At 65.9% G+C, this 25,533-nt stretch carries 26 protein-coding genes and 1 pseudogene; 17 read left to right on the top strand and 10 right to left on the bottom strand.

Annotation, left to right across the window (positions count from 1 at the left end):
* Positions 1–34: 34 nt before the first annotated feature.
* From pdxR to JI75_RS09290, 3 genes and pseudogenes are all read left to right on the top strand, one after another.
* Positions 35–988 (top strand): annotated as a pseudogene (pdxR, locus tag JI75_RS09435) (MocR-like pyridoxine biosynthesis transcription factor PdxR); the annotation flags it as partial.
* A 115-nt stretch (positions 989–1,103) separates the two neighbouring features.
* Entirely contained in the window at positions 1,104–1,511 is a 408-nt protein-coding gene (locus tag JI75_RS09295) for an aminotransferase-like domain-containing protein (protein ID WP_052241605.1), read from the top strand.
* 92 nt (positions 1,512–1,603) lie between these two features.
* Entirely contained in the window at positions 1,604–2,023 is a 420-nt protein-coding gene (locus JI75_RS09290) for a peptide deformylase (protein WP_039689177.1), read from the top strand.
* Here the strand turns inward: JI75_RS09290 and JI75_RS04780 are convergent.
* The gene (locus tag JI75_RS04780) at positions 2,020–3,654 is read right to left on the bottom strand and encodes an amidohydrolase (protein ID WP_039689175.1); all 1,635 of its coding nucleotides are present in this window, start codon (positions 3,652–3,654) and stop codon (positions 2,020–2,022) included. The two genes, JI75_RS09290 and JI75_RS04780, sit on opposite strands and share 4 nt — an antisense overlap.
* 154 nt (positions 3,655–3,808) lie before the next feature.
* A complete protein-coding gene (locus tag JI75_RS04775) occupies positions 3,809–4,714 on the bottom strand; it encodes a LysR family transcriptional regulator (protein ID WP_052241604.1) in 906 nt (301 codons plus the stop codon).
* A 90-nt stretch (positions 4,715–4,804) separates the two neighbouring features.
* Here JI75_RS04775 and JI75_RS04770 point away from each other — a divergent pair, with 90 nt between their 5' ends.
* Positions 4,805–5,674: a DMT family transporter gene (locus tag JI75_RS04770; RefSeq protein ID WP_039689173.1), complete on the top strand. Its 870-nt coding sequence runs from the start codon at positions 4,805–4,807 to the stop codon at positions 5,672–5,674.
* Positions 5,675–5,790: 116 nt separating this feature from the next.
* On the opposite strand, the gene JI75_RS04765 is transcribed toward JI75_RS04770, so the two are convergent.
* Positions 5,791–7,746 (bottom strand): leucine-rich repeat protein, encoded by a 1,956-nt coding sequence (locus JI75_RS04765; protein WP_052241603.1) that lies wholly within the window; start codon positions 7,744–7,746, stop codon positions 5,791–5,793.
* Between the two features lie 141 nt (positions 7,747–7,887).
* Here JI75_RS04765 and JI75_RS09285 point away from each other — a divergent pair, with 141 nt between their 5' ends.
* The 3 genes from JI75_RS09285 to JI75_RS04750 all read left to right on the top strand — a co-directional run bounded on the left by JI75_RS09285 (position 7,888) and on the right by JI75_RS04750 (position 11,061).
* Complete coding sequence (locus tag JI75_RS09285; protein WP_039689170.1) at positions 7,888–8,220, top strand: hypothetical protein; 333 nt, start codon at positions 7,888–7,890, stop codon at positions 8,218–8,220.
* Positions 8,142–9,431 carry a vWA domain-containing protein gene (locus JI75_RS08770; protein ID WP_240993128.1) on the top strand — a complete coding sequence of 430 codons (1,290 nt, stop codon included), beginning with the start codon at positions 8,142–8,144 and terminating at the stop codon, positions 9,429–9,431. Before JI75_RS09285 ends, JI75_RS08770 begins: the two co-directional genes overlap by 79 nt.
* 118 nt (positions 9,432–9,549) lie before the next feature.
* On the top strand, positions 9,550–11,061 hold the full coding sequence (locus JI75_RS04750) for an ATP-binding protein (RefSeq protein ID WP_039689168.1): 1,512 nt from the start codon (positions 9,550–9,552) through the stop codon (positions 11,059–11,061).
* A 29-nt stretch (positions 11,062–11,090) separates the two neighbouring features.
* Here JI75_RS04750 and JI75_RS04745 read toward each other — a convergent pair whose 3' ends face one another.
* A complete protein-coding gene (locus JI75_RS04745) occupies positions 11,091–11,489 on the bottom strand; it encodes a (deoxy)nucleoside triphosphate pyrophosphohydrolase (RefSeq protein ID WP_039689166.1) in 399 nt (132 codons plus the stop codon).
* A 161-nt stretch (positions 11,490–11,650) separates the two neighbouring features.
* On the opposite strand from JI75_RS04745, the gene JI75_RS04740 reads away from it, so the two are divergent.
* Complete coding sequence (locus JI75_RS04740; RefSeq protein ID WP_240993127.1) at positions 11,651–12,103, top strand: FKBP-type peptidyl-prolyl cis-trans isomerase; 453 nt, start codon at positions 11,651–11,653, stop codon at positions 12,101–12,103.
* 117 nt (positions 12,104–12,220) lie between these two features.
* Here the strand turns inward: JI75_RS04740 and JI75_RS04735 are convergent, their stop codons facing one another.
* Both JI75_RS04735 and JI75_RS04730 read right to left on the bottom strand, forming a co-directional pair.
* Positions 12,221–12,559 (bottom strand): P-II family nitrogen regulator, encoded by a 339-nt coding sequence (locus JI75_RS04735; protein ID WP_039689164.1) that lies wholly within the window; start codon positions 12,557–12,559, stop codon positions 12,221–12,223.
* An 11-nt stretch (positions 12,560–12,570) separates the two neighbouring features.
* The gene (locus JI75_RS04730; protein WP_039689163.1) at positions 12,571–13,848 is read right to left on the bottom strand and encodes an ammonium transporter; all 1,278 of its coding nucleotides are present in this window, start codon (positions 13,846–13,848) and stop codon (positions 12,571–12,573) included.
* A gap of 232 nt (positions 13,849–14,080) precedes the next feature.
* Here JI75_RS04730 and thiM point away from each other — a divergent pair, with 232 nt between their 5' ends.
* Genes thiM through JI75_RS04715 form a run of 3 tightly spaced genes read left to right on the top strand, consistent with a single transcriptional unit; the run spans position 14,081 to position 15,929 of the window.
* On the top strand, positions 14,081–14,914 hold the full coding sequence (gene thiM, locus JI75_RS04725; RefSeq protein WP_052241602.1) for a hydroxyethylthiazole kinase: 834 nt from the start codon (positions 14,081–14,083) through the stop codon (positions 14,912–14,914).
* Between the two features lie 3 nt (positions 14,915–14,917).
* On the top strand, positions 14,918–15,220 hold the full coding sequence (locus JI75_RS04720) for a thiamine-binding protein (RefSeq protein WP_039689161.1): 303 nt from the start codon (positions 14,918–14,920) through the stop codon (positions 15,218–15,220).
* Positions 15,221–15,224: 4 nt separating this feature from the next.
* A complete protein-coding gene (locus JI75_RS04715) occupies positions 15,225–15,929 on the top strand; it encodes a thiamine phosphate synthase (protein WP_039689159.1) in 705 nt (234 codons plus the stop codon).
* Positions 15,930–15,932: 3 nt separating this feature from the next.
* Here JI75_RS04715 and JI75_RS04710 read toward each other — a convergent pair whose 3' ends face one another.
* From JI75_RS04710 to JI75_RS04700, 3 genes are read right to left on the bottom strand one after another with little or no spacing between them, the layout of a single operon-like run.
* Positions 15,933–16,679: an aminotransferase class IV gene (locus JI75_RS04710; RefSeq protein WP_052241601.1), complete on the bottom strand. Its 747-nt coding sequence runs from the start codon at positions 16,677–16,679 to the stop codon at positions 15,933–15,935.
* Positions 16,666–18,048, bottom strand: a complete 1,383-nt coding sequence (gene pabB / locus JI75_RS04705; RefSeq protein ID WP_039689157.1) for an aminodeoxychorismate synthase component I — start codon at positions 18,046–18,048, stop codon at positions 16,666–16,668. Before pabB ends, JI75_RS04710 begins: the two co-directional genes overlap by 14 nt.
* The gene (locus tag JI75_RS04700; protein ID WP_039689155.1) at positions 18,045–18,653 is read right to left on the bottom strand and encodes an anthranilate synthase component II; all 609 of its coding nucleotides are present in this window, start codon (positions 18,651–18,653) and stop codon (positions 18,045–18,047) included. The genes pabB and JI75_RS04700 overlap by 4 nt, the downstream gene beginning before the upstream one ends.
* 150 nt (positions 18,654–18,803) lie before the next feature.
* On the opposite strand from JI75_RS04700, the gene JI75_RS04695 reads away from it, so the two are divergent.
* The 6 genes from JI75_RS04695 to JI75_RS04670 all read left to right on the top strand — a co-directional run bounded on the left by JI75_RS04695 (position 18,804) and on the right by JI75_RS04670 (position 24,873).
* Positions 18,804–19,529 (top strand): DUF554 domain-containing protein, encoded by a 726-nt coding sequence (locus JI75_RS04695; RefSeq protein WP_039689154.1) that lies wholly within the window; start codon positions 18,804–18,806, stop codon positions 19,527–19,529.
* A gap of 193 nt (positions 19,530–19,722) precedes the next feature.
* Entirely contained in the window at positions 19,723–20,316 is a 594-nt protein-coding gene (locus JI75_RS04690; protein WP_039689153.1) for a cysteine hydrolase family protein, read from the top strand.
* Positions 20,317–20,429: 113 nt separating this feature from the next.
* A complete protein-coding gene (locus JI75_RS04685) occupies positions 20,430–21,368 on the top strand; it encodes a metal ABC transporter solute-binding protein, Zn/Mn family (RefSeq protein WP_240993126.1) in 939 nt (312 codons plus the stop codon).
* On the top strand, positions 21,361–22,026 hold the full coding sequence (locus tag JI75_RS04680; protein ID WP_039689152.1) for a metal ABC transporter ATP-binding protein: 666 nt from the start codon (positions 21,361–21,363) through the stop codon (positions 22,024–22,026). The genes JI75_RS04685 and JI75_RS04680 overlap by 8 nt, the downstream gene beginning before the upstream one ends.
* Positions 22,008–22,814, top strand: a complete 807-nt coding sequence (locus JI75_RS04675) for a metal ABC transporter permease (RefSeq protein ID WP_039689150.1) — start codon at positions 22,008–22,010, stop codon at positions 22,812–22,814. Before JI75_RS04680 ends, JI75_RS04675 begins: the two co-directional genes overlap by 19 nt.
* A 10-nt stretch (positions 22,815–22,824) precedes the next feature.
* The gene (locus JI75_RS04670) at positions 22,825–24,873 is read left to right on the top strand and encodes a hypothetical protein (RefSeq protein WP_052241600.1); all 2,049 of its coding nucleotides are present in this window, start codon (positions 22,825–22,827) and stop codon (positions 24,871–24,873) included.
* On the opposite strand, the gene pstB is transcribed toward JI75_RS04670, so the two are convergent.
* On the bottom strand, positions 24,778–25,533 hold the full coding sequence (gene pstB / locus JI75_RS04665; RefSeq protein WP_039689148.1) for a phosphate ABC transporter ATP-binding protein PstB: 756 nt from the start codon (positions 25,531–25,533) through the stop codon (positions 24,778–24,780). The two genes, JI75_RS04670 and pstB, sit on opposite strands and share 96 nt — an antisense overlap.

Here is a 25,533-nt window from a genome sequence, read left to right as displayed (position 1 = left end):
AAATGATAAGGTCAGTTTTAACCTGGGAGGATCGATGCTGACCTACGACATGTCAAAGCGCGGCGGCGCGGCGCTCTACGACCACCTGTACCGATGCATCAGAGGCGATATCGAGGGCGGGAGCATAGCGCCCGATCAGAAGCTGCCGTCCAAGCGCTCGCTAGCCGAGCACCTGGGCGTGAGCCTCGTTACCGTCGAGGGGGCCTACGCCCAGCTGGTTGCGGAAGGCTACGTCCGCTCGGTGCCCCGCACGGGCTATTTCGCCTGCGCTCTGCCGGGCCCCGCGCACCCCTCCGAGCGATTTGACGGGGGCTCTGCCGTAAACGCGCGCAGGGTCGAGCCGAGCGGGGCTCGGGACGCGGCGCCGCCCACCGCGCCGTCCTTCGGGGAAGGAGGCGATGCGGAGGTCCCGCCCGCGCCGTTCGACGCGCGCACGGTCCGGGTGTGGGCGCGCGCCGTGCGCCGCGAACTCGCATCCCTGCAGGACGCGGGCATGGCGCGCTCGCTTCCTCCCCAAGGGTCCCCGCGCCTGCGCAGCGCGATCGCCGAACACCTCCGCCGGTTCAGGGGGATGGACGCCGACCCGGCGCGCATCGTGGTGGGGGCGGGGGCTCCGACGCTGTACAACCTGCTGATCCAGCTGCTGGGGAGAAACCGCGTCTACGCCGTGGAGGATCCCGGGTACCCGCTGCTGTCCCGGCTCTACGAGGCGAACGAGGCGCGGGTCGCCCTCCTTCCCGTCGACGAGTGCGGGATGATCGTCGAGGCCCTGCGCGCGACCCCGGCCACGGTCGCCCATGTTATGCCGTCCCACCAGTTCCCAACCGGGGCCATCATGTCGGTCGCCCGGCGATACGAGCTGCTTTCCTGGGCGTCCGAGGACCCGTCCCGCATCGTCATCGAGGACGATTACGACTGCGAGTTCCGGATGGCGGGAAGGCCCGTCCCGTCCCTTCAGAGCATCGACTCGTCCGGATCGGTGGTCTACGTGAACACGTTCAGCAAAAGCCTCGGGTCCGATATGCGCATCGCCTACATGGTGCTTCCCCTGCGCCCCCCTGAAGGAGCGTTTCGACGAGAGGCTGGGCTTCTACTCCAGCACGGTGAGCTCGCTTCTTCAGGATTCCCTGGCTCGCATCCTGGAGACGGGGGAGTTCGAACGCCATGCGATGAAGCTGAGGACGTCGTTTCGAGCGGCGCGCGACGAGCTGGCGGCTCAGATCAAGGCGACGGGCCTGGGAAGCTTCGCCGCCTTCGAGAACATGGACAGCGGGCTTCACTTCCTCATCGCCCTGAACCGCCCGCTTTCCGTGGACGAAGGCGTCCTTGCGGAAAAGCTGCTCGAGCGCCGAGCGCCGTTTCGCCCGCTGTCCTCGTTTTCCAAACAGCACGGGTATCGCGACGACCGGGTGCGAATCGTGGCCGACGTGTCGCGTTTATCCTGTTCGGACGCAGCTTGGGCGGCCGGGTTGCTGGAGGCGTCCGTCGAAGCCGCGCGCATCGGACGGTAGCGTTTCTCTCCGAAGGGCTTTTATGCGATACTTCGCCCGTGAGAAAAGCGGTCGAATATCCGTGCGCGGCACGGGAAGGAGCGGTGGGTGCGATGATCAAGCCCTTGGTGAAAGACGTCGAGTCGTTGTCGGTTCCCTGCGAGCGGGCGAGCGCGGCAGACGCCGGGCTCGCGCAGGATCTGCTGGACACCCTCGCGTCGCTGGACGAGGCGGCCTGCCTGGCCGCGAACCAGATCGGGGAGGCCAAGCAGGTGGTGGTGTACCTCGATTCCAACGACCGTCCCCGCGTCATGTTCAACCCTGTGCTCAAGCGGGGCCTGCGTCCCTCCCGCGTGGAAGAGACGTGCCTATCGCATGAGGCTCCCACCAAGTCGACGCGCTTCGACCAGATCCTCGTCACCTTCGACGAGCTGGTGGACGGCGCCCTCGTCCCGCGCAAAAAGGAGCTGCGCGGATGGACCGCGCAGATCGTCCAGCACATGATCGACCATTGCAAGGGAAAGCTGGTCTAGGAGCGCCTGTAGACGCACGCGCCCCCCACGTAGGTGGCCTCGACGCGCGCGTCCAAGATGAGCTCGGGGTCGCATGAGGCCAGGTCGCGATCGATTACCACGAAGTCGGCGAGCTTTCCCGCTTCGATGGTTCCCAGCTCGCGTTCGCGTCCGGCCGCGCGGGCCGACCCGAGCGTATAGGCGCGCAGCGCGTCGGCGGCGCCGATCTTTTCCCGGGGAACCCATCCTTCGGGCGGGTTGCCCTCGGGTATGGTCTTGCGCGTGATCGCCGTGTACAAACCGGCGCGCGGATCGATGTCGGCGACGGGCGAGTCGGTGCCGAAGGCGAGGGTCGCCCCCGATTCGAGCAGCGAGGCGAACGGCCACATGTAGGGAACGCGGTCGGCTCCGAGGTCAGCCTCGGGCGCTCCGGGGTCGAGCGTGATGTGCATGGGCTGCACCGCCGCGACGACGTTCAGCTTCGCCAACCGCCCGATGTCGTCGGGCTGGAAGTTCTCGAGGTGCTCGATGCAGTGCCTTCGCCCTTCGGGAAGCGGGCCGAACGCGTCCAGCCCCTCCTCGAAGATGTCCAGGATAACGTGGATGGCCTCGTCGCCGATGGCGTGCACGCGCACGGCCTGGCCCTCGGCACATGCCGCCAAGACCAGGTCGCGCATGATGGACGGATCCACGGTGGGCCGCCCGCAGTCGCCCTCGAAGCGCGCGTTTGAGTAGGGCTCGTTCACCCAGGCGGTGTGCTGGCTGGACACGCCGTCGAAGAACTGCTTGAACCCGCATGCGCGCAGGCGGTCCGAGGCGAGGCTTTCCTGCAGGTCGTGAAGGCGGCTGCGGTCTTCGAGCAGCGTGGGGAACAGATGGATGCGGCAGGTGAGCTCTTCGCGGGCCAGCAGCTCGGCGAAGAGGTCGTCGCGCACGAAGTCGAGGCCGGGCGCCGCCATGAGCGACATGTCGCAGACCGAGGTCACGCCGTTTTCGGCCAGCTTCGCCAGAAAGCCCCGGTAGGCGTCGAGCAGCTCCTCGGTGCGAAACGACGCGACGATGCGGGGCATGAGCGCCATGGCGGCCGCTTCGCGCACGATGCCCGTGAGGCGGCCGTTCTCGTCGCGGTCGTAGCTTCCGCCCTCGGGGGCCTCCGAATCGTCCGACAGGCCCAGCTCCTCGATCGCTTTGCTGTTCAGCCACAGCGTATGCGCGTCTCCCGAGTACATCGCCACGGGCCGATCGGGGTAGACGGCATCGAGCGAGCGCTTGGACGGCGTGGTGGGCGGGTTCCAATGGGGCTGGCGCCATCCCTGGGCGAGAAGCCAGCCCGTCTCGGGCCGGCGGGCCGCAAGCGGGGCGAGCGCATCGACGCAGTCCTGCTCGTTTTTGCCCCGACAGTGCAGCGCGAGGGGCGAAGAGTACAGGGCCGAGTGGAAGAAGTGCAGGTGGGAGTCGTGGAAGCCCGCGCAGACGAAGGCGTCGCCCAGATCGACGACGCTCGCCCCGCTTCGCGCGGCCAGCGCATCGGCATCCTCGTATGCGCCGACCGAGGCGAACCTGCCGTCCTCGACGGAGAACGAACCCGGCAGCGCCTCGTCGCCCAAGCCGGTGAACAGGCGCGTCGTGCGGTATATGATCGAGTCGCCCATAAGGCTCCTTTCGCATCGGAATGTTTTCACCAAGCCTAGCATGTCCGAAGGCCCGTATCCACAGGCGCTTCAAGGCCGTCGGCGGGAAGTTCCCGCGTCTTTCGGGGGCCTCCGCGCGGCGCCCGACCGGCCGAGCGGGGCGCTTCTGCGCCCGCTAGCTGATGGTGAAGACGTCGGTCCAGCGGGTCTCGTCCTCGTTCTCGCGCAGGATCTCGATGAAGGCGCGCGCCGCCGCGGTGGGGACGTCGTCTCCGCGCCAGGCTATGCCGATGTTGCGCAGGGCCGGCACGTCGAGGGGCAGGCACTTCACGTTGTAGGTGGTGCGCCGTATCGACAGCGATGGCATGATGGCCACGCCCAAACCCGCCTCGACCAGCGCCAAGACGGCATGGTTGTCCCAGGTGGACAAGATGGGGTCGACATGCAGGCCCCGGTCCTCGAACAGCTGGGCCACCTCCGACTCATCGCCGTGCTCGAGGGCGATGAACGGCTCGTTCTCGAAGGCGGATATGGGCACCGCGCTGGCCTTCGCCAAAGGATGGGCGGGGTTGACGATGGCCACGTAGCAGTCGGTGACCAGCGCATCGGCGCTGAGCCCCTCGTTCACGGGCAGCCAGAGCGTGCCCAGGTCCACGCGCCCCTCGGCCAGCCACAGCTCGATTTCCGAGTAGCTTCCCATCAGCAGCTCGAACTCGAGCGCGGGATGGGTTTCACGCAGCGTGCTGATGGCGGCGGGAAGGACGTGGGTGGCCACGCTCGAGACGGTGCCGATGCGCACGGTTCCCGACTGAAGCCCGGCGATGTTGGCGGCCTCCTCCCCGAAGCCGTCGCATTCCGACAGGATGCGGCGTGCGCGGGGGAGCAGCGCCTGCCCGTCCGACGTGAGCCGCACGCCGGTTTTGGATCTTTCGAGGAGGCGGAGCGTGCAAGATGTTTCGAGATCGTGGATCATGCGGCTGATGCTTGAGACCGAGTAGCCCAGCTTGTCGGCGGCTGCGGCGATACTACCGCTCTCAACTGCGCAAACGAAAGCACGAAGTTTCTTTGTCTCGGTATCCATCCGGTTTTCCCCTATCTTTGCAGATTATGCAAAACAACATATTGATATTCTCACTTTTCAATAGTCAAATCAAAGGTCATACTCCGCGCTATGAAAAAAGACTACCTGAAATACATTGCGGCGCTCCTGCTGTTCGGAACCAACGGAATCGTTGCAAGCGGCATCGGTTTGCCCAGCTACGAAATCGTTTTGTTCCGGGCGGGCCTGGGCGCTTTGTTCCTTGTCTCGGCGTTTTGCGTCCTGCGCACGCCCCAGCTTCTGAGAGACCCGCGCAAGCTCGGCCTCATAGCGCTGTCGGGCGTGTCGATGGGAGCCTGCTGGCTGTTCGCCTACATGGGCTACTCGGAGGCCGGGGTCGGTCTGACGTCGCTGCTGTTCGCCCTGGGCCCGGTGGTGGTGATGGCGCTTTCCCCGCTGCTGTTCGGCGACGGGCTGCGCAAGCGCACGATCATCGGCTTCCTCGCGGTTTTGGCGGGCGTGGTCCTCGCCAACGGCGGGAAGCTCGACAGCGGGGCGGCCATCGGCATCGTGCACGGCATCTGCTCGGCGCTCGCCTACGCCTCGATGATCATCCTCAGCAAGAAGGCCGGGGACGCCGACGGTCTGGAGAGCTCGACTGTGCAGCTGGTGGCCGCGTTCGCAACCGCCGCAGCGGGCATGGCGCTGTCCGGCACGGGAATCCAGATACCCGACAGCTCCGATATCGCCCCGGCCCTCATCCTGGGCCTGGTGAACACCGGCATCGGATCCTACCTGTACTTCAGCGCGGTTACGAACCTGTCGGCCCAGAGCGTGGCGGTGTGCAGCTACGTCGAGCCGGTGACTGCTGTGGTGATGGCTGCCATGGTTTTGGGAGAGAGCATGGTAGTCGTTCAATGGGCCGGCGCCCTGCTCGTTATCGGGGGAGCCGTGTTCTGCGAAGTGTCGAAGCGCTTCGCGTTCTCCCCGCACTTTCGGTAAAGCGCGCGGGGGCGAGCCGATCAACCTCGCCCCGCTCTCAAGGCTTACGCGCTTTTTCGCCAAGGTGGGGTCATGCGCCTTTGCAACAAGACGACAAGACGGGCGCACGACTCCACCTAGAGCGAGAACCTGCTTTTCGACGATGCCTGTTTCGGCTGGTCTTTCGCATGCTGGTCCATGAGGTACATGACGCAGTCGATGCGGTTGTGTCGGCGCAGCAGCTCGATCTGGCGTTCGAAGCGCCCGCCTGCGATGAACCCGCTTTCATAGAGCTTGGCGACCTGGGCCAGGCTTCCCTCCTGGGCGATGCGCACCAGGGCCGCGTCGCCGTATCCCTCCAGCTTTTCCAGCAGGGTCCTCTTCGTCGCCTCGGAAAGCTCGACGGGAGTTTCGAGCCTGTGGATAAGGGCCCCGAGGCGGTCGGGTATGTTCTTGCCGCCCTCGAGCACCGCGTCGTATCGCGCGAAGTCGAAGGGCGCCGCGCCTGCGGGAAGGGCCGCCTCCCCGTGCCCGCTTCCGGCGCCGATGAAGCAGTTCAACAGCTGGTCTGCGGGAACATGCACGATGGCGCCGTTGACGGCGAAGCGGCATACGGCGTATTCGAAGCTGCCGGTGCCGATCGAGCGGACCGAGGCGGGGATCTGGACGATCTCTTCCAGTTCGCGCGAGCAGAAGCAGTGGGCCCCGATGACCTCGAGGCCTTCGGGGAGGCTGAGGTTGCGCGTGCGCTTGAAGGCGTTGCCGTCTTCGATGCGGCGCACGGTGGGGGGAAGGGTCACGGTCTCGGCCGCATGCTGCACGGCGTTTCGCGCGATGCGGCGCAGGGTGCGGCCCTCGATGGTTCGGGGAGGGGCGAACACCTTGGCGTGCCCGTCGAGGCGCGACACGCCCGACGCGGTGGCCGCCGAAGGGACGATGGCGTGGTCTCCTTCGAGCTTGCGTATGGCGTTCGTGGCGAATTTCTGGGACACCGACAGCCCGACGGCCGGCCCGCATACGAGCGCCGCCTCGTCTCCGTCGAAATCGTACCAGGCCTCGCCGAGATGGACGGCGAGGGGGCTCGCGATGCGCGCGCCGCGCCGGCGCAGCTGCCTTACGGCAGGCGCGTCCCCGCCTATCCAAAGGGACCGGTCGAACGTCGCGGACTCCACTTGGCGAAGCGATGGGGGGTAGCGCACGCAGCTCGGCGCCGGACACCCCTGCGGCCATGCGCCGGCGTCGACCTCTTCGAGCCCGTCGGGCAGGCGCAGATCGGCTTCGCACGGGGCGTCGCCGCAGACGAGACGCTTGCCGTCGCGGGTGGCGATGCCCGCGCACCCGCTTTGCGTCGCGCTATCGAGCCGCAGGTACGCCTCGTTTTCCGGGTGGACGGACCACGTGCGCCGTTTCGAGCGAGGGGAGGCCGAGGACATGTCGAAGGGGTGCGATCCGATACGCGCCACACCCCTGCCGATATAGATGAGGTCGACCGACGCATGCGAGAACGCGCCGTCTTCGATGTAGGTGACGCTTTCGGGCACGATGATGGCCCGCACGGCGATGCCCCTGGTCTTCAGGCGGGCGAAGCATCCCGATCCCAGGCGGGTCACCGGCGTGCCGCCGATCGAGGCGGGGACGTTCACCACGACGTCGCGCCGGATCCCCGTGTTGTCGGCGAATCGGTGCAGGTTGATCCCGGTGAGCTTGAAGCCGTCCTCGCACTCGACGGCGCTGAACACGTTTTCCAGGGCCAAAGGGCGGCTGGCGGCGCGGCGGGGCGGGGGGCAGGCCGTCTCGCGCTCGAGCTCGATGTCGCTCATGAGCTCGTGGAGGACCTCCTCGTTCATGCCCATGTTCAGAGACCCGCTGGACATGAGGTCCCCTTTGGTGGACCCGCCGCTGGTTATTCGGGGGGAATCCCAGGTGGCGTGAGCGGCGGCGGTCTCTTCCTCCCAGGCCTTCTGGGGGCCGTCGCTGCGGGACTGATCGACGAGCAGGGACGGGGGAAGGGAGGGCTTGGATGCAAGCGCGCGTTCGACGAGCTCGGACAGCGCCGTGTCCCCATCGGCAAACAGCAGGTTGTTCTCGACCATTCCCATACCGCCTCACTGAAAAAGAACACCATGCGGCTGACATATGTTACATTCTCATCATACATGATGTACGGCTGGCCCGGCTCGGCCCTCGCTCTGCGCGACGGAGCCGGTTTCGACGGTGAAAGCGACGGGTGACGCATGGCGACTGAGTCGGTCGAGGCGCTTGCGCTGCAGGCGTTCGAGCTTTCGAAGCGCGAGGTTCTGGTCCACCTTCGGTTCCTGAACGGCGCATCCAACCTTTTGAAGCCCCTCGCGGTGCGCGGCAGCTCGCTTGCCACCGACGGGACACGCTTCAGGTTCGATCCCGTCGACCTGGCGCGGTCCTACGCGCGCGATCCCGGATCGGTGGCGCGCGCCTACCTGCACGTCCTCCTCCATAACGTCTTTTCTTTTTGCACCCGTATGCCGGAGAAGGCGTTGACGCGCGATGCTGGGACGTTGCCTGCGACGTCGCGGTCGAAAAGGCGATAGCGCAGCTCAATCTGGGGGGATCGGTAACCCAGGATGCCGATCGGGCCCACGTTCTCGCCTCGCACCCCGACCTGCTGAGCGCCGCGACCGCCGAGGCCCTGTACCGTGCGCTGAAAGACGCCGACCTTTCCGCGGCCGAGCTCGACGAGATCCGTGCGCCGTTTTTCGTGGACGATCACGCGCCCTGGCATCGCGTGGTCGTGGAGGAGGGGGCCGCGTGCGCTTCTGCGGACGGCAGCGTTTCGGAGGGAGACGCGCCCTCGGGAGAAGCCGCGGTAGGCGCAGGCGAGAGCGGAACCGACATCGACATACCGCAAGAGGCTGCCGACAGGGAAAAGTCGCACGCCTCGCATCGGGGCATGGCGCCCGAGGACATCTTCCAGAAAGAGGCCCCCGAGCACACGGCCGTCGCCGAAGGGGAGCGCCTCGCCGACACGATCAACCTCGACCGCTCCCGCGAGCAGTGGGAAAACGCCGCGCTCGAAATGGGCGTTCAGATGGATTCCTACCTGAAGCTGTGGGGGACCGAGGGAGCGAACCTGTCCATGAACCTCGACATGGTCACGCGCAAGCGCCGCAGCTACCGCGAGTTTCTGCGCAAGTTCACCACCCAGGGCGAGCATATCCGCGTGAACGACGACGAGTTCGACTACGTGTTCTACTGCTACGGCCTCGACCGCTACGGCAACCTCCCCCTGATCGAGCCGCTTGAGTACGTGGAGGAGCGCCGGATCCGCGACTTCGCGATCGCGATCGACACCTCCGCCTCGACCAAAGACGGGCTGGTGCGGCGCTTCCTCGAAACCACGGCCAGCGTCCTGGGCAACGAGGACAGCTTCTTCGCCGACTTCAACGTCTTCATCATCCAGTGCGACGCGGCCATCACCGACGTCGCCCGCATACGCAGCAGGCACGATCTGGACGACTACCTCGACCGACTGGAGATCAAGGGGCTGGGCGGCACCGACTTCAGACCGGTGTTCTCGTACGTGGACGGCCTTGTCGCCGCAGGCGAGGCCCCCGATCTGGCCGGCTTGCTGTACCTGACCGACGGGTTCGGCACCTACCCGTCCAAATCGCCCGACTACCAGACGGCCTTCGTGTTCGTCGATGAGGAATCCGCAGCCGCCGCGACGGTTCCGGGATGGGCCATGAAGGCCGTCCTCGAAGACGAGCAGCCGCTGGGATTTCGGCGAAGGCCCCCGGTCTAGAAGACCCGCGGCGATCCGAGCCGCGCGATACCCCCCGCAGTTTCCCTGAAACCGATCCCGCGAGCGGCCCCGGTTGCGCCGACGCCACGGACGACGATACGACAAGGAGCTTCCCCCTATGGATATCAGACAAGCGAAAGAGCAGATCAAAAACGCTATGACCGCGTACTTCTCGAAGGACGGGTTCGGAAACTACCGCCTTCCCATCGAGCAGCAGCGCCCGGTGTTCCTCATGGGCGCCCCCGGCATCGGTAAGACGGCCATCATCAAGCAGATCGCCCAAGAGCTCGAGGTGGGCTTCGTGTCGTACTCGATGACCCACCACACGCGCCAGAGCGCCCTGGGGCTTCCCTTCATCACGAAGCGCACGTACGGGGGCGTCGAATACGACGTGTCTGAATACACCATGAGCGAGATCATCGCCGCGGTGTACGACGAGATCGAACGGTCGGGCAAAAGCGAGGGCATCCTGTTCCTCGACGAGATCAACTGCGTCTCGGAAACGCTGAACCCGGCGATGCTGCAGTTCCTCCAGTACAAGGAATTCGGCCGCCATCGCGTTCCGGACGGCTGGATCGTGGTGACGGCGGGCAACCCCGCCGAGTACAACCGCACCGCCCGCGATTTCGACATCGCCACATGGGACCGCCTCAAGCGCATCGACGTCGAGCCCGACTTCGACGCCTGGCACGCCTACGCGGTCGGCGCCGGCGTGCATCCGGCCGTGCTCACCTACCTCGACATCGAGCGCGACCATTTCTACCGCATGGAAACCACGGTCGACGGCGTGTCGTTCGTCACCGCCCGTGGCTGGGACGATCTGTCCTCCATGCTCAAGCTGGCAGAAGAGCAGGACATCGCCGTGGACGACTTGCTGGTGTCCCAGTACCTTCAAGACGAGACGGTGTCGCGCCGGTTCTCGGCCTACTACGCTCTGTTCACCAAGTACCGCTCCGACTACCAGGTGGACCTCATCCTGTCGGGCGAAGCCGGGCAGGATCTGGTCGAGCGTGCCCGCGAGGCGTCGTTCGACGAGCGCGTTTCGCTGATCGGCCTTATCACCGACGCGCTGGATCAGGCCGTGCGCGCGGCCGTGCTGGAAGAGAAGGCGATCGGCTTTTTGCACGGCAAGCTCGTCGAGCTGCGCGACGGGTTGGGCGACGGGGCGGCCGCAGACGTCTCCAGGGAGCTTTCGGGGATCGCGGCGGCGCTGTCCGAGACTGTGCGCAGCGAGCGCGCGGCGGGTGTTCTGTCGAGCGAGCGATACTTCGTCTACGAGCGCTCCGTTCAGATGATCGACGGGTTCATGGGCGATGCGCCGCGCGGGGAGGGGCTGTCGTTCGACCGCGTGAGGGAGCTTTTCGCCCAGACGGCCGAAGGGCTCGACGGGCGGATCGCCGAGGCGTCGCGCGCGCTGGAGGGCGCCTTCGGGTTCGTGGACGCCGCCTTCGGGGACGACCAGGAGATGCTCATGCTGGTCACCGACCTGTCGGTTAGCCGCTACGGCATGGAGTTCATCAACGGGCACGGGTGCGACGCGTACTTCGAGCACAACAAGGCCCTCAGATTCTACGAGCGCGGAAACGATCTGGCCCAGCGCATCGGGCGCATCGATCTGGAAGGGGAATAGCCTTCGGGGCGGGTGCGGCCCGCTCCGCCTCAGCGGACGAGCCCGTCGCGCTTCATTTGCTCGACAAGGCCGATATCGGCCTCGACCCAGTCGAGGCCGCCCAGGGCATCGGCGTCGGCCCAGAGCGCGCTGCGGTGCTCGAGCAGGCTGAAGGTCGGGCTTGCGAGGCGGGTGCGATAGCAGCGCATGCGAAGGTGGAAGTCTTCGTAATCGTGCTCGACCGTGCGGTACAGCCCGTCGATCTCGATATCGGCGTCCAGCTCCTCGCGTATCTCGCGCACTAGGGCGGCTTCCGGCGTTTCCCCGGGCTCGATCTTTCCGCCGGGAAACTCCCATTTCCCGGCGAACGCTCCGTGCCCGCGCTGGGTGGCCAGCACGGTGCCGTTCTCGAGGATGAGTGCGGATACCACGTCGAGGGTCGTGCGCATGCCTGGGCTCCTTTCAGTCGCTTTGCAGCATACCGCATAGCGCGCCCGTCGCGCGCGGGCGCGGCTGCATCCGCCTGCCCGGCCCGCCGCCGGGTTCGCCTGCATCCGTGCGCCGACGTGGTATGGTGGCTTTCGCAACGCAACGGGAGCGAGGAGGGTGCATGGAGCCGCGCGGTCTTCCGATCGACAATTCGGGCATGATGGTCACCGTGGCCTACAAGGGGTTTTTCGACGACGGCTCCGTGTTCATGGAGACGGGGGAGGACGCCCCCATCAGCTTCCCCTGTCTCGAAGGGTGGATGCCCCCGGCGTTTATCGACGCCGTGCGCACGATGGTCCCGGGGCAGGTCGAAACCGTGCGGGTTTCGGCGGGCGAGGCGTACGAGGAGCGCACCGACGAGCGCGTCAAGGTGGTCTCCCGGGCAGACATCCCTGAGGGGGTGCGCCTTGTGGTGGGCGAGATGGTGAACCTCGAGGCTCCGTCGGGACAGACCTATCCCGCCCGTCTGATCGAGTTGACCGAAAAGAGCGCCACCTTCGACATGAACCACGAGGCTATCTGCAAGGCGCTCAATTTCGAGATCAGGCTGCTTTCTGTGGAAGAGCTGCGCTAGGATCTCCGGTTTCGGCGGCTTTTGCTCTCGCGCGGCGGGCGCCCCGCCCCGAATCCCCAAGGCGACGGCCTCGGTGCGGGGTGCCTTCCGACCTTCGCGCGAAGGCTCATCCGGCGGCTACAGCGCGTCGGGGCCCTGTTCGCCGGTCCTGATGCGGATCACCCGCTCGAGCGGTTCGACGAATATCTTGCCGTCTCCCACATCCCCGGTCCGACAGACCGACGTGATGACGTCGATCAGCTTGTCCACTTCGTCGTCGCACACGGCGAACTCGCATTGGATCTTGGGGACGATGTTCATGATGATCTCGTTTCCCCGGTAGTACTCCTTCCAGCCGTTCTGCCGGCCGCATCCGTGCACGGAGCTGACCGTCATGCCCCCGATGCCGTTTTCGAGGATCTCGTCTTTCAGCGCCTCGAGGAAATCGGGGCGGATGATCGCTTTCACCATTTTCATCGCTGGTCCTCCTAGTCCATTCCGTCGAATGCGGGGTACGCATCCTCGCCGTGCACGGTCACGTCCATGCCGCGCGCCTCGTCTTGCGGGCTCACCCTGAGGCTTCCGCCGAAGCACGCCTTGACGACAAGCGCGATGGCGGCCGTGGCGACCACGACGAGCGCCAAGGTGACGGCAATGCCCGCGATCTGGCTTAACAGGAGAGAGGGATCCGCGGTGTAGAGGAGGCCTCCCCGGTCGGTCCAGGACAGCTCGGGAACGCAGAGCAGTCCGACCAAGATGCCCCCGACGATGCCGCCGATTGCATGGCATCCGAAGGCGTCGAGCGCGTCGTCGTAGCCGAAGGCGGATTTGAGCTTCGCTATGGCGAAGTAGCACACCGGGCTTGCAACGGTGCCCATGGCCGCAGCGGAAAGCGGCGTGACGAACCCGGCGCCCGGCGTGATGGCCACCAACCCCGCAACCAGCCCGGTCACAGCGCCGACGAGGGTCGAGTGCCCGGTTGACAGCTTGTCGACCGCCATCCACGACAGCATCGCCGCTCCCGAGGCGACGAGCGTGTTCATCATGGCGAGCACGGCGACGCCATCGTCGGCGGCAAGCGCCGAGCCCCCGTTGAAGCCGAACCAGCCGAACCACAGGATCGCGACGCCGATCGAAACCAGGGGCGTGTTGTGCGCTCGGTAGTTGGCGTTACCGTATCCGCGGCGCTTCCCGCACATGATGGCCAGGACGAGCCCCGCCACTCCCGAGGAGATGTGGACCACGTCTCCGCCCGCGAAATCGAGCGCCCCGATGGTCTCGCCGATGAGGCCGCCGCCCCACACCATGTGCGCGAGGGGCCCGTAGACCAGCGCCACCCACAAAGCCAGCGTTGCGACGACGGCCCCGAACTTCATGCGCCCGGTGACCGAGCCGACGATGATTCCCAGGGTGATGATGCAGAACGCCCCTTGGAACAGGGCGAAGGCCATGTCGGGCAACCCGTCGACGTAGGTCCCGACAACCGATGCGGAACCGTATCCGTTCAGCAGGAGCCGATCGAAGCCCCCGATGATCTGTCCGATCGGGTTCGCGTCCTCGGGGGAGAACTGCTTGCCGAACGCGACGGAAAACCCGAACGCCATCCACATAACCGAGCTGATCCCGACCGAGACCAGGGTCATGGCGATGGTGTTTCCGACGTTCTTCTTCCGCGAGAGCCCTCCGTAGAAAAACGCGAGTCCCGGTGTCATGAACAGGACCAGCGTCGCTGAGAAGAGGATGAGTACGGTCAATGATGTGTCCATAGCGCTCCTTTCGCTCGTCTGACGGGTTCTTATTTTTGCCGTCGCGGGAAAAGCGCAGGTTAATGGAATGTTACGTATGGTTAATCCTTGGTTTCGCCCGTGTTGTCGCTTTGTTTCGGGCCGCGCCCGCTTCGGGGTCCGATGGGACCGTCCCTCCGTTTGGACCTGCGCCGTCTTTCGAGGTCATGGTAAAGTCGAAACCATCATGAACCGAGTCGAGGAGGTTGTTGGCATGGCACTCACAGCGTTGGGCTCCCGCATAGCCGAAACGGTGGAGCGTACGAAGGCGGCATGCCCGCTGGCGGGGTCGATCACCAATGCCGTCACGGTGAATCTGGTCGCCAACGCGCAGCTCGCCGTCGGCGGGTCGGCGGCGATGGTGAACTTCGCCGACGAGGCCGAGGGCCTGGTCGAGATCGGCGGCGCGTTCTACGTGAACATGGGGACGCTCGTGCCCGTGCATGCCGAGAGCATCCCGGCGGCGGCCCGCGCTGCGCACAAGTGGGGAAAGGCCCTGGTGCTCGACCCGGTGGGCATCGGCCTGGGCGGCGTTCGCACCCGCATCCTGCTCGATGTGAAGCCTTTCCGCCCGCTTATCGTGAGGGGCAACGCCTCGGAGGTCATCGCGCTTTCCCGCCTGTGGGGGCTCGAGGCCGTCGCGGAAGGCTCCGGTCCGCGCGGCGTCGATGCGGTCGACGGGGTGGAAGACGCCCTGAGCGCGGCGCGCGCGCTGGCGCGCTTCACCGGCGGCGCCGTGGCGGTTTCCGGGGCGGTCGACCTTGTGACCGACGGGTCGCGGGTGGCGCGCTGCAGCGGCGGCAGCCCGCTTATGACCAAGGTCACGGGTATGGGATGCTCGCTTGGCGGAGTGGTGGCCGTGTACGCGACGCAGGCCGATCCCTTCACGGCGGCCCTCGCCGGCGCTTTGGCCTACAACCGAGCGGGCGAGCGTGCGGCGGCGATCGCGTACACCCCCGCATCGTTCCAGGTGGCCTTCATCGACGAGCTGTACCGCGCGACCGGCGAGGACGTCGCCTCGCAGCCCTTCGAGATCGAGGAGGTCTAGACCGTGAACACGCTGGTTGCCGTCGCTATCGCCCCGTTCGGCGTGGGCGAGGAGCTGTCCGGCGAAGTGGCCGAGGTGGTGCGGGTCATCCGCGCATCCGGTCTGCCGAATCGGACGTATTCCATGTTCACCGAGATCGAAGGCGAGTGGGACGAGGTCATGGACGTCGTGAAGCGCGCCACCTTCGTTTTGGCGGAGAAGGGGATCCGCACCGAAGTGGTTCTGAAGGCGGACATCCGACCGGGCTTCTCGAACATGATGGACGCCAAGGTCGAGCGGGTGGACGATATCCTCGAAGGGCGGTGAGGTTATGCGCGGAAAGCTCGATATATCGGCCTACCTGGTGCTGGGCCCCGAAAACGTCGCAGGGCGCTCGGTCGGAGACGTCGTTGCCGCCGCGGTTTCCGAAGGGTTCACCTGCATCCAGGTCCGCTCGAAGGTGTGCTCGGCGCGCGAGCTCATGGCATGCGCGGACGAAGCGGCCCGATCGATCGCGCGCTGCGGCGCTTCCGAATCGGTCGCGCTGCTGATCGACGACCGCCTCGATGTGGCGCTGGCCGCGCGCGAGGCGGGCGTGAAGGTCGACGGGGTGCACGTCGGGCAAAGCGATATCCCGGTCGAGGTCTGCCGCAGGTTCTTGGGCGAGTCGGGCATCGTCGGCTTGTCGGCGCGGCCTGACGAAATGCTGGAATACGTCAAGACGGCCGACGTCTCGTGCGTGGACTACTTCGGCGTGGGCCCCTTGCACCAAACCGCGACCAAGCCCGATTGCGGCTTAGACGAAAGCGGCAACGTCATCGTCAAAACGTTAAGCGAGATCGAGGCGCTGGTCGCGGCCAGCCCGGTCCCCATCGTGGTCGGGGGCGGCGTGAAGCGGGACGACCTCGCCGCGCTCGGGAAAACGGGTGCTGCGGGGTTCTTCGTCGTGTCCGCGGTATGCGCTGCAGACGACCCCGCCCGCGCCGCAGCCGAGCTCGTCTCGGCATGGCGCGCGGCGCAAGGCTCCCGCGCCTAACGATCAGGCGCCGCCGATGAAATCGAGGTAGCGGGCGCGCAGCTTCTCGGCGACGGCTCTCGATGGGAGCGCGCGCCCCTCCAAAGAGCGCACCGGCATGATGCCGAACAGCGAGTTCGTCAGGAAGATCTCGTCGGCGCGCGCAAGCTCGCCCGCATCGATGGGGCGCCGCTGCGCACGCGTGCGCTCCAGCACCCACCCGCGCATGATGCCCGGCAGCAACCCGCAGCCCTCATCGGGCGTGACCAGCTGCCCGTCGATCACGGCGAAGAGGTTCGCGGTCGCTCCCTCGGTCGCGAAGCCTCGGGTGTTCAGGAAGAGGGGCTCGTCGAACCCCTCTTCCTGCGCGGCCCGCTTTTCCAGGGCGTTGTCGGCGTAGTTCAGCGTTTTATGGGCGACGAGCGGGGACGTCTCGTTGCGTCGCACGGAGCTGATGCGGCAGTCGAAGCCCCGCTGCCAATCCGGTTCCGCGTAGGGGTTCTCGCGGCAGGTGCCCACGACGTTGCCCGGCGTGGCCGTGATGCGGCAGGCGAGGCGCCCGCCGCGTTGCCCGAGTGTCTCCAATTCGGCGACAACCGCATCCTCCGATACGGAAAACCTCAGGAAACCGCAGGTTTTTCTCAGACGCTCGAGATGCCGGTCGAGCATGACGAACCGCCCGTTTTCCAGGGCGACGGTTTCGAAGGCCCCCAAGCCGTAGAGGAAGCCCTCGTCGATGTGTACCATGGTGCGGGCCTTATCTTCGCACATGGGCGCCTCCGGCTCCGATGGCCTCCAAAACGGCCTTCGCCTTCAGAAGGCACTCGTCGTATTCGAAGGCGGGGTCCGAGTCGTAGGTGATTCCCCCTCCGACCCCGAGGGTGTAGGCGCCGTCTTCCCAGACGGCGGTTCTGATCACGATGTTGAAGTCGCATCCGCCCCGTGCCGATAGGTAGCCGATCGACCCGGTGTAGAGCCCGCGCCGCGACCGCTCAAGCTCGTCGATGATGCGCATTGTCTCGATCTTCGGGGCCCCGGTAACCGATCCTCCGGGAAACGCGGATTCGAGCGCATCGAGGGACGAAACCCCGTCGCGCAAGGTCCCCGCGACCGTGGACACGAGGTGGAAAACCGTCGCGTATTCCTCGACGGCGCAGTGCGACGGAACCACCACCGAGTCGGGCCTGCACACGCGTGCGAGGTCGTTGCGCTCCAAATCGACGATCATGAGCAATTCGCTGCGCTCTTTCTCGCTTCGCTCCAGCTCACGGCGCATCGCGGCATCCTCGTCGGGCGTCGCGCCGCGCTTGCGGGTTCCCTTGATGGGCCTCGTCTCGATGGTTTTCCCGTCGGATCTCGCGAACCGCTCCATCGACGAGCACAGCACCTTCCAGTTGCCCCCGTCGATATAGGCGCTGTAGGGGGCGGGGGAGCCCTCGCGCAGGGCGCGGTACGCCGCGCGGGGGTCCCGGCCGGTTCGAACCCTCATCCTCTGGGTGAGGTTTCCCACGTAGGTATGCCCCCGCTCGATGTAGCGCCTGAGCTCGCGCACGGCGCGCTCGTATTCGGCCTTCGTGAAATCGGCCGACACAGCGCCCGGGGAGGTCGGCCCGGCCTGCGAAACGAACGGGGCCTTGGCGGCGGCCAACGCGCGCGCCGTTCGGGACATCTCGCCGATATCCGTCGATTCTCCCTGGTAGCAAGCCCAAAGGGTGCGCGTTCGACGGTCTTCGACCAGCACGAGGTCGTGGAAGGCGAACCAGGCGTCGGGTACGCGGGTTTCGCGCGCATGGCGCGACGGGCCGCATTCGGCCGCGCGGCCGTAGTCGTAGGAGAAAAACCCCAGAGCGCCTGCACAGAAGGGAAGCTCGGGCGCTTGCGGGCCGCGATCGCGTCCGTCGAGGCGCGCGAGGCGCCCTTTCAGCGCATCCGAGAGGTTCGAGCGAACCTCTCGTCCGTTTTCGAAGGTGCGCCCGTCGATCTGCTCGAGCACGAGGTAGGGCGAAAGCCCGAGGATCGAGAAGCGTCCCAGGCCGCCCTCGGAAGACGAGTCGAGAAACACCGTGCCCGGCTGGGTTTGCACGCAGTCGAATACCTGCGCGAGGGGCGCGTAGGGTTCTATCCGCTCGATGCGCGTCATCGGCCCGCCTCCCTGCGATCCGCTTCGCCGCAGCGGGCCAGGAAGGCCCCCAGAACCTCGTCCCCGTATTGGGTGAGCAGCGCCTCGGGATGGAACTGCAGGCCGAAGACGGGGTGTCGCCGATGGGCGATCGCCATGACCTGCCCGTCGTCCGAGCGCGCATCGACGCGCAGGCATTCGGGAAGCGTCCGCTCGTCTGCGGCGAGGGAATGGTAGCGCGTCGCCTCGAACCGAAGCTGCAGCCCTTCGAACAGTCCCCGGCCGTTCGTTTCGACGACCGATACCCGACCGTGCATCGGGCGCGCCAGTTGCACGACGCGGCCGCCGTAGGCCCGGACGATCGCCTGGTGCCCCAGGCACACGCCCAGTATGGGGACCTCGCGGCCGAAGCGCCTCACCGCATCGATGCATATACCGGCCTCGTCGGGGCTTTTGGGGCCGGGCGACAAAACGATGCCCTCCAACTTCCCCTGCAGGCGCAGCGCGTCGACGTCGGCGAGGCGGATGCGGTCGCTGCGCACCATGACGGTATCGGCGCCCAGTGCGCGCAGGCGGCTTTCCAGCATGTGGACGAAGGAGTCGAAGTTGTCGATGATGAGAAGCATGGGACCTTTCCGCAGCGTCGGTTCGTAGGGAGGTTAGCGCACTTGCCCCTCGATCGCAAAGCCCCTTGAGGGCAGACGGCCGTCTTTCCCCTCCGCATCCGGCCGATACGCGTTTATACTGGCCTGGTTGCGCGTTCGAAAGGGGTACCCATGCCTGGATTGGGAACGGTCATCAACGTGGTCGCGATCGTCGTCGGCGGCGCCTTGGGCGTGCTGGTGGGCGACCGCATGCCCCCGCAGATGAGGGAGTCGCTTCTGAGGGCGAACGGGGTGGCCGTCATGTTCATAGGCTGCTCCGGCGCACTGGCGGGCATGCTTTCGATCCAAGGGGGAGGCCTGGCTTCGGGGCGCGCCATGCTGGTGGTCGGATGCGTGGTGGCCGGGACGCTTTTCGGCGAGCTGGCGAACCTCGACGGGTGCGTCACGCGGTTCGGCGAATGGCTGAAGGACAAGAGCGGAAACGCCAAGGAGCAGCGTTTCGTGGAGGGGTTCGCGACGGCTTCCATGACCGTGGCCGTGGGGGCCATGGCGGTTATCGGGGCGGTGAGCGACGCGCTGTTCGGCGATCTTTCCATCCTGGCCACCAAGGCGGTGCTGGACTTCATCATCGTCATGGCCATGGCCTGCTCGCTGGGTCGCGGGTGCGTGTTCTCGGCTGTGTCGGTGGGCATCGTCCAGGGGGCGGTCACCGTCATCGCCCTGGCCGCGGGCCCGTTCGCAACGGAGCCCGCGCTCGACAACCTCAGCCTGGTCGGCTCCATCCTCATATTCTGCGTGGGCGTCAACCTGGTATGGGGCGATAGGATCAAGGTGCTGAACATGCTCCCCGCGCTGGTTATCGCTCCGCTCGCCGCCCTCGCGCCGCTTCCCCTGTAGCGCTTCTGCCATCGGGGCGCATGCGGCCCCGATGGCCCCGCATGCGTTACGTATCTCGAAAATCGCGGCGTTATCGTACGTGGTCGGGACCGCGCTGCCCTATAGTGGGGTGCAGCGACGTGGTTTTGCGCGCATTCGGAGGGATCGATGGGGGCGGGACGGGGTTTTCGCTCCGGGAAGGGAGGCGAGGCGCATGGCGTACGTACCTATGCCCATGGACACCGCATGGCAGCGGGAATCGGGGATCGACCTTGAGAAGACGGCGGTCGTCGTGGTCGACGTGCTGGGCGGCGGAGAGGGGACCCTGCCGGTTTTGGAGGACATGGCCGCGTGGTGCGTCCGGATCGTGCGCGCGGCCCGATCGAAGGGCGTGCCGGTCGTGTTCGCCTGCGACGCGCACCTCCCTTCGATCGATAGGGAGCTCGAGTTGTGGGGCGACCACGGCATCGCCGGGTCGGAAGCGGCCAAGCCCCTCGACGCGTTCGAGGTGCAGCCGGGCGACTACGTCGTGCCCAAGCGCCGCTACGATGCCTTTTTCCAGACCGACCTCGATCTCACGCTGCGCGAATTGGGAGTCGACACGCTTGTGGTCATGGGGTGCGACACCAACATCTGCGTCATGCACACGCTTGCGGGCGCGTACTTCCGCGGGTATCGAACCGTCGTCCCCGCCGAGGCCACGGCGACGTTTCTCGTGGGAGACCAGCAAGAGGGGCTCTCGTACTTCGCGCGGTGCTTCGATACGCGCGTGGTGCGCGCTCAAGAGGTCCTGGGGCTTTTCGCGTAATTAATTCCCAATCGAGGGGTGACGAACTCCTCGATTGATGTTAGATTCTCCTAACAAATATGAAAAGGGTGTTCGAATTCGTTTCGAGCCAGCGTATCTGTTAGGAGAAAACCGTGCGAAACAAGCTGTTCAAATCGATGGCCGCCGCTCTGGCGGCCATGGTGTTCGCGTTCTCGCTTTCCGGCTGTGCCAAGGCGGCGACGTCGGAGGGCGGGCAGGCGTCTGCGGCGAAGCCCGTCGTGTACACCACGTTCTTTCCGGTAACCGACCTCACGTCGCGCATCGTCGGCGACAAGATGGAGGTCAGGACCATCATCAAGGGCAACCAGGAGCCCCACGACTTCGAGCTTCAGACCAGCGACCGCGCCGAGATCTCGAAGGCCGATCTGATCGTGTACAACGGCGCCGGCATGGAGGGCTTCGTCGCCGATCTGCGCGATGCGGTGGGCGACGATAGCAGGTTCCTCGACCTTTCCGAGGGCCTCACGCTGCTTCAAAGCAAGGACGCCGCGGGCACCGACCATGCCACCGTGAACCCCCACACCTGGCTGAGCATCAAAAACGCCCAGGCCGAGCTGGAATCGATCTGCAACAAGGTGAGCGCGATGGATCCTGCGAACGCCGCGTACTATCGGGCGAACCTCGAGTCGGCCCGGTCCGAGTTCAAGGCCCTCGACGAGCGGTTCGAGCGCGAGCTGGCCTCGGTTCCCGCCGATAAGCGCTACTTCGTCACCTCGCATGCGGCGTTCAACTACCTGGCCGACGATTACGGCCTGAAGCAGGTCGCGGTGACCGGCATATCGCCCGAAGACGAACCGTCGGCAAACCAGCTTGCCACCATCGCCGATTTCGTCGAGCAGCATGGCATCGGCACCATCTTCTTCGAGGGAACGGCCACGCCCAAAGTGGCCGAGACGCTGGCGCGCACGACCGGGGCGAAAACCTCGACGCTCTACACGATGGAGCGCTTGACCGAGGACGAAGCCGCGCTGGGGTACCTCGGCCTGATGGAGCGCAACCTGGCCAACCTGATGGAATCGTTCGGTGAGTAGCGCGCTCGAAGCGGTCGGCCTGCGGTTTTCCTACGGCGACGGGCCCGTGCTGGAATCGGTTTCGTTCTCGGTCGCCGAAGGGGAGTTCGCCGCCATCGTCGGCGACAACGGGGTCGGCAAGTCCACGCTGATGGGCCTCGTTTTAGGCGACCTCGTCCCCGATGCAGGGGAGGTCAGGCTGTTCGGAGACCCCCGAGCGACCGACGACCATCATGCCGACATCGCCTACGTCTCCCAGGACGCGGTGCGCGGGTACCGGAATTTCCCGACCACCATCGAGGAGCTGGTTTCGGTGCACCTTGCGCACCTGAAGGCGCGGGCGGATGTCGGATCGCTGCTCGAGACCGTCGGCCTCGCGCAGCACCGTAGACATGCGCTGCGGCAGCTTTCGGGAGGCCAGCTGCAACGCGTGGGCCTTCTTGCCGCGCTCGTGAAGGGCGCCCGCCTGGTTCTTCTGGACGAGCCGACGACGGGAATCGATCGGAAGTTCTCCGCCGAGCTGTACCGGATACTGCGGAACCTGTGCGACGAAGGGCGCACCGTGGTGATGATCACGCATCATCTCTCGGAAGCCGCGCCGTTCATCGACCGGGCGCTGCTTTTGTCGGACGGGCGTTTGAGCGAGCTCGATCCCTCTGAATGGGGGGCGGTCCGGTGAACCCCTTCGACTACGATTTCATGCAGCGCGCCTTCGTCGTCGGAACCGTGCTGGCGGTGATCCTGCCGCTCATAGGGCTTCCCATCGTGCTCAAGCGGCTTTCGATGATGGGCGACACGCTGTCGCACTCGTCGCTTGCGGGTGTGGCGGCCGGCCTGTGCTTCGGGTTCAACCCGCTGCTCGGCTCGGTGGTCGCCTGTGTGGCGGCCGCCCTGTGCGTGGAGGCCGTCCGATCCCGGCTGCGATCGTATCAGGAGATCTCGACGGTCATCGTTTTGGCGGCGTCCATCGGGCTCGCCGGCATCTTCAGCAGCTTCGCGGGCGGGGGAAACGCCATTGCCTCGTATCTGTTCGGATCGATCGTGACCATCAGCGATCTGGAGTTCTACCTGGTCTTAGGCGTGGCGGCCGTCGTGCTCGCAGCCTATCGGGTGCTGTATCGCCGGTTGTACCTCAGCGTGCTCGACGAGGCGTCGGCGCGCCTTCTGGGTATCGACCCGCGCGTGTTGAACTTCGCGTTCGCCCTGATGGTTGCCTTGTCGGTGTCGATAGCGGCCAAGACCATCGGGTCGCTCATCGTCTCGTCGATCCTCGTTATCCCGGCGATCTGCGCCATGCGGTTCGCGCGGACCTATAAGGGCGTGTCGGCCCTGTCGGTTGTGTTGTCGGTCCTGTTCGTGTACGCGGGGCTCCTCGTCTCGTACTACGGGAACCTCAGGCCCGGCTCCGTGATCGTCCTCATATCGGTAATAGGCCTTCTTGTGGCTTTGTTCGTGAAACGGAAGTAAGGAGCGTCATATGAAGAAGACGAAGGCGGCCCTCGGGGCCGTTGCGATCCTGACGGTTTCGGTGACCGCAGGCGCCCTCGCGGCGACCGGCGCACTCACCGGCGGAGAGGCGGCACGCAGCGCCCAGCAGGTGCTGGAGGCGACCGAGGGCGCCGCGGCGGGCGAGCGTCCCGCAACGTCGTACAAGGCAGACGAAACCACCGAGGTCCTGATCGATGCCGAGGTGTCTGCCGACGAAATCGTCAAGATCGTCAAACACGGCGATCACTGGCACGTGTTCACCAAAGACGGGCGCGAGATCATCACCTACACCGATCCCAGCAAGGCGGGAAGCGCCGCCGATCTGGCGTCGACCGCAAGCGTCGTATCCGCCGGCGAGCTGAAGTCGATCACCGGCAACGGCGTCGTGCGCATCCTGAAGCATGGCGACCACTACCACATCTACACCGCCGACGGCCGCGAGTTCATCACCTACGAGGATCCCAGCTCGCTGTACCCCGGCATCTCGATCGGAACCTACACCGGAAGCCATGGCGGGCACGGCTCGCTTGCGGGCGGAGGGTCGTGGCATAGGGTCGGGTACGGTCCGGGCGTCGACGCCGGCCGCACCGGGGATGTCGGAAACGGCGGTTCGGGAGCCCTCCCCGAAGCTCCGCGCGTCGAGCCCGCACCCGCGCCGGGCGGCCCCAAGCTCTCCTTCGTGCAGGTGGTCTCCCTGTCCGAACTGGCGAAGCAGCCCATCGTGAAGATTCTGAAGCACGACGACCACTACCACGCCTACACCGCCGACGGGCGCGAGTTCATCACCTACGAGGATCCCTCGTCGGTCTTTCCCGGCATCAAGATCGGGACGTATACGGGCAGCCACTCGGGAGGCAGCGCAGGCCCCAAGCCATCGGACCCGGTTAAGCCCATCAAGCAAGACCCCAACGATCCCAGGCGCGTGGTGAAGATCGAGCACCACGAGGACCACTGGCATATCCACCGCGCCGACGGCACCGAGGAAGTGACGTACACCGATCCGAGCGAGCTGTATCCCGATATCGAGATCGTCGAGTACGATGAGGGCAAAGGCCACGGGTCCGGGCCGATCGAAGACAGTGAGCGCTTCACGTACGACGAGGTCGAAGCCAAGCTGATCGTGCCGCTCGAGTACATCACCTACGGAAACGTCACCCACACCACGGGGTTCGACCGCGATAGCCAGCGCTTCATCATCCCCCATCACGACCACTACCACTACGTCTCCATCGAAAGGATCATCCAGCTTGCGAAGGATCCGCGCGACGTCTTCCACGGACACACGGCGCGCCAGGTGGTGGCCACGCTGAAGTACCTCGTTTTGCACCCCGAGTCCCGGCCCAAGGGCGAGAACGGATGGGGAAGCGATGCCGAGATCGAATCGCCGGGCGGCTCGGATAACGGGGGAAGCGCAGGACATGGCGATTCGGGTTCTGACGAGGTCGATGACGAGGGCAAAGTCGTCGTGCGCATCGTGAAGGAGCCGACCTGCTGGGTCCTGTACTACAGCAACGGCGAGACCAAGGTCGTCTTCAGCGACCCCAGCGCGAACTATCCGGGCGTGAAGATCGAAGGGTCGAACCCCGGCGGCTCTACCGGCATGACCGACGACCAGATCATCGAGAAGTACAGCCGCGCCTACGGCATGACGCGCGACGAGTTCGAGGAGATCCTGCTCGAGCTCCCGTATGCGCCCCTGTCGAGCATCGTGTTCAACGATGACAAGACGGTCGTCATCCACGGGAAGAAATACGACTTCAAGATGCCGGGCGCCCCTGCCGCCGGCGCAGGCTCCGACGAGGGCGCTTCGAACGGGGAGGATGCCGCCGATTCCGAGAGGGATGCAGAGGCGCGGGCGACAGCGCCCGCATCCTCCGAGGCTCCCGCGCCCGCCGCACCTGCCGCGCCAAGCGTCGAGAAGGCGGCTGCCGTCCAGGCCGGATCAGCCGAAGCGCCCCGAGACGTAGTCGAGGGTCCGCTGGTCGCGCGGGCTGTTGAACAGCGCGTCGGTTCGGTCGAACTCGACCAGCTCTCCTAGGAGAAAGAACGCGGCGTTGTCGGAGACCCTGACGGCCTGCTGCATGTTGTGGGTGACCATGACCACCGTGTAGCGGGTTTTCAGGGTTCCCACCAGCTGCTCGATCTGCTCGGTCGATATCGGGTCCAGCGCGCTGGTCGATTCGTCGAGCAGCAGGACCTCGGGCTTCACGGCCAGCGCGCGGGCGATGCAGAGGCGCTGCTGCTGGCCGCCCGAGAGCCCGAGGGCCCCCTTGTTCAGGCGGTCTTTCACCTCGTCCCACAAGGCGGCGCCTTTCAGCGACTCCTCGACGATGTCGTCGAGGTCGCGCTTCGCGTGCGTTCCGTGTATCCGCGGTCCGTAGGCGACGTTGTCGTAGATGCTCATGGGGAAGGGGTTCGCTTTTTGGAACACCATGCCCACCCGCTTGCGCAGCTCGTTGACGTCGGTTTTGGGCGCGTACACGTCCTGGCCCTTGAACAGGACCTCCCCTTCGATCCGAACGCCCTCGATCAGATCCTGCATGCGATTGAGCGTTCTGAGGAAGGTCGACTTCCCGCACCCGCTCGGCCCGATGAGGGCGGTGACCTCGTGCTCGGGGATGTTCATATCCACACCCTTCAGCGCGTGCTGGTTTCCGCTGTACCACAGGTTAAGGTCGGTTATCTGGAACGCATCCAT

Origin of the sequence: Berryella intestinalis, assembly GCF_000814825.1 — a bacterium.
GTDB classification, from domain to species: domain Bacteria; phylum Actinomycetota; class Coriobacteriia; order Coriobacteriales; family Eggerthellaceae; genus Berryella; species Berryella intestinalis.
The sequence above is the reverse complement of the archived record's forward strand: the minus strand, read 5'-3'. Positions and strand labels throughout refer to the sequence as shown.

Bases quoted from the DNA above. Each gene is read 5' to 3' on its own strand.
- JI75_RS09290 (WP_039689177.1), top strand. From the start codon at position 1,604: ATGATCAAGCCCTTGGTGAAAGACGTCGAGTCGTTGTCGGTTCCCTGC.
- JI75_RS04780 (WP_039689175.1), bottom strand. From the start codon at position 3,654: ATGGGCGACTCGATCATATACCGCACGACGCGCCTGTTCACCGGCTTG.
- JI75_RS04775 (WP_052241604.1), bottom strand. From the start codon at position 4,714: ATGGATACCGAGACAAAGAAACTTCGTGCTTTCGTTTGCGCAGTTGAG.
- JI75_RS04770 (WP_039689173.1), top strand. From the start codon at position 4,805: ATGAAAAAAGACTACCTGAAATACATTGCGGCGCTCCTGCTGTTCGGA.
- JI75_RS04765 (WP_052241603.1), bottom strand. From the start codon at position 7,746: ATGGTCGAGAACAACCTGCTGTTTGCCGATGGGGACACGGCGCTGTCC.
- JI75_RS09285 (WP_039689170.1), top strand. From the start codon at position 7,888: ATGGCGACTGAGTCGGTCGAGGCGCTTGCGCTGCAGGCGTTCGAGCTT.
- JI75_RS04750 (WP_039689168.1), top strand. From the start codon at position 9,550: ATGGATATCAGACAAGCGAAAGAGCAGATCAAAAACGCTATGACCGCG.
- JI75_RS04745 (WP_039689166.1), bottom strand. From the start codon at position 11,489: ATGCGCACGACCCTCGACGTGGTATCCGCACTCATCCTCGAGAACGGC.
- JI75_RS04740 (WP_240993127.1), top strand. From the start codon at position 11,651: ATGGAGCCGCGCGGTCTTCCGATCGACAATTCGGGCATGATGGTCACC.
- JI75_RS04735 (WP_039689164.1), bottom strand. From the start codon at position 12,559: ATGAAAATGGTGAAAGCGATCATCCGCCCCGATTTCCTCGAGGCGCTG.
- JI75_RS04730 (WP_039689163.1), bottom strand. From the start codon at position 13,848: ATGGACACATCATTGACCGTACTCATCCTCTTCTCAGCGACGCTGGTC.
- thiM (WP_052241602.1), top strand. From the start codon at position 14,081: ATGGCACTCACAGCGTTGGGCTCCCGCATAGCCGAAACGGTGGAGCGT.
- JI75_RS04715 (WP_039689159.1), top strand. From the start codon at position 15,225: ATGCGCGGAAAGCTCGATATATCGGCCTACCTGGTGCTGGGCCCCGAA.
- JI75_RS04710 (WP_052241601.1), bottom strand. From the start codon at position 16,679: ATGTGCGAAGATAAGGCCCGCACCATGGTACACATCGACGAGGGCTTC.
- pabB (WP_039689157.1), bottom strand. From the start codon at position 18,048: ATGACGCGCATCGAGCGGATAGAACCCTACGCGCCCCTCGCGCAGGTA.
- JI75_RS04700 (WP_039689155.1), bottom strand. From the start codon at position 18,653: ATGCTTCTCATCATCGACAACTTCGACTCCTTCGTCCACATGCTGGAA.
- JI75_RS04695 (WP_039689154.1), top strand. From the start codon at position 18,804: ATGCCTGGATTGGGAACGGTCATCAACGTGGTCGCGATCGTCGTCGGC.
- JI75_RS04690 (WP_039689153.1), top strand. From the start codon at position 19,723: ATGGCGTACGTACCTATGCCCATGGACACCGCATGGCAGCGGGAATCG.
- JI75_RS04675 (WP_039689150.1), top strand. From the start codon at position 22,008: ATGGGGGGCGGTCCGGTGAACCCCTTCGACTACGATTTCATGCAGCGC.
- JI75_RS04670 (WP_052241600.1), top strand. From the start codon at position 22,825: ATGAAGAAGACGAAGGCGGCCCTCGGGGCCGTTGCGATCCTGACGGTT.
- pstB (WP_039689148.1), bottom strand. From the start codon at position 25,533: ATGGATGCGTTCCAGATAACCGACCTTAACCTGTGGTACAGCGGAAAC.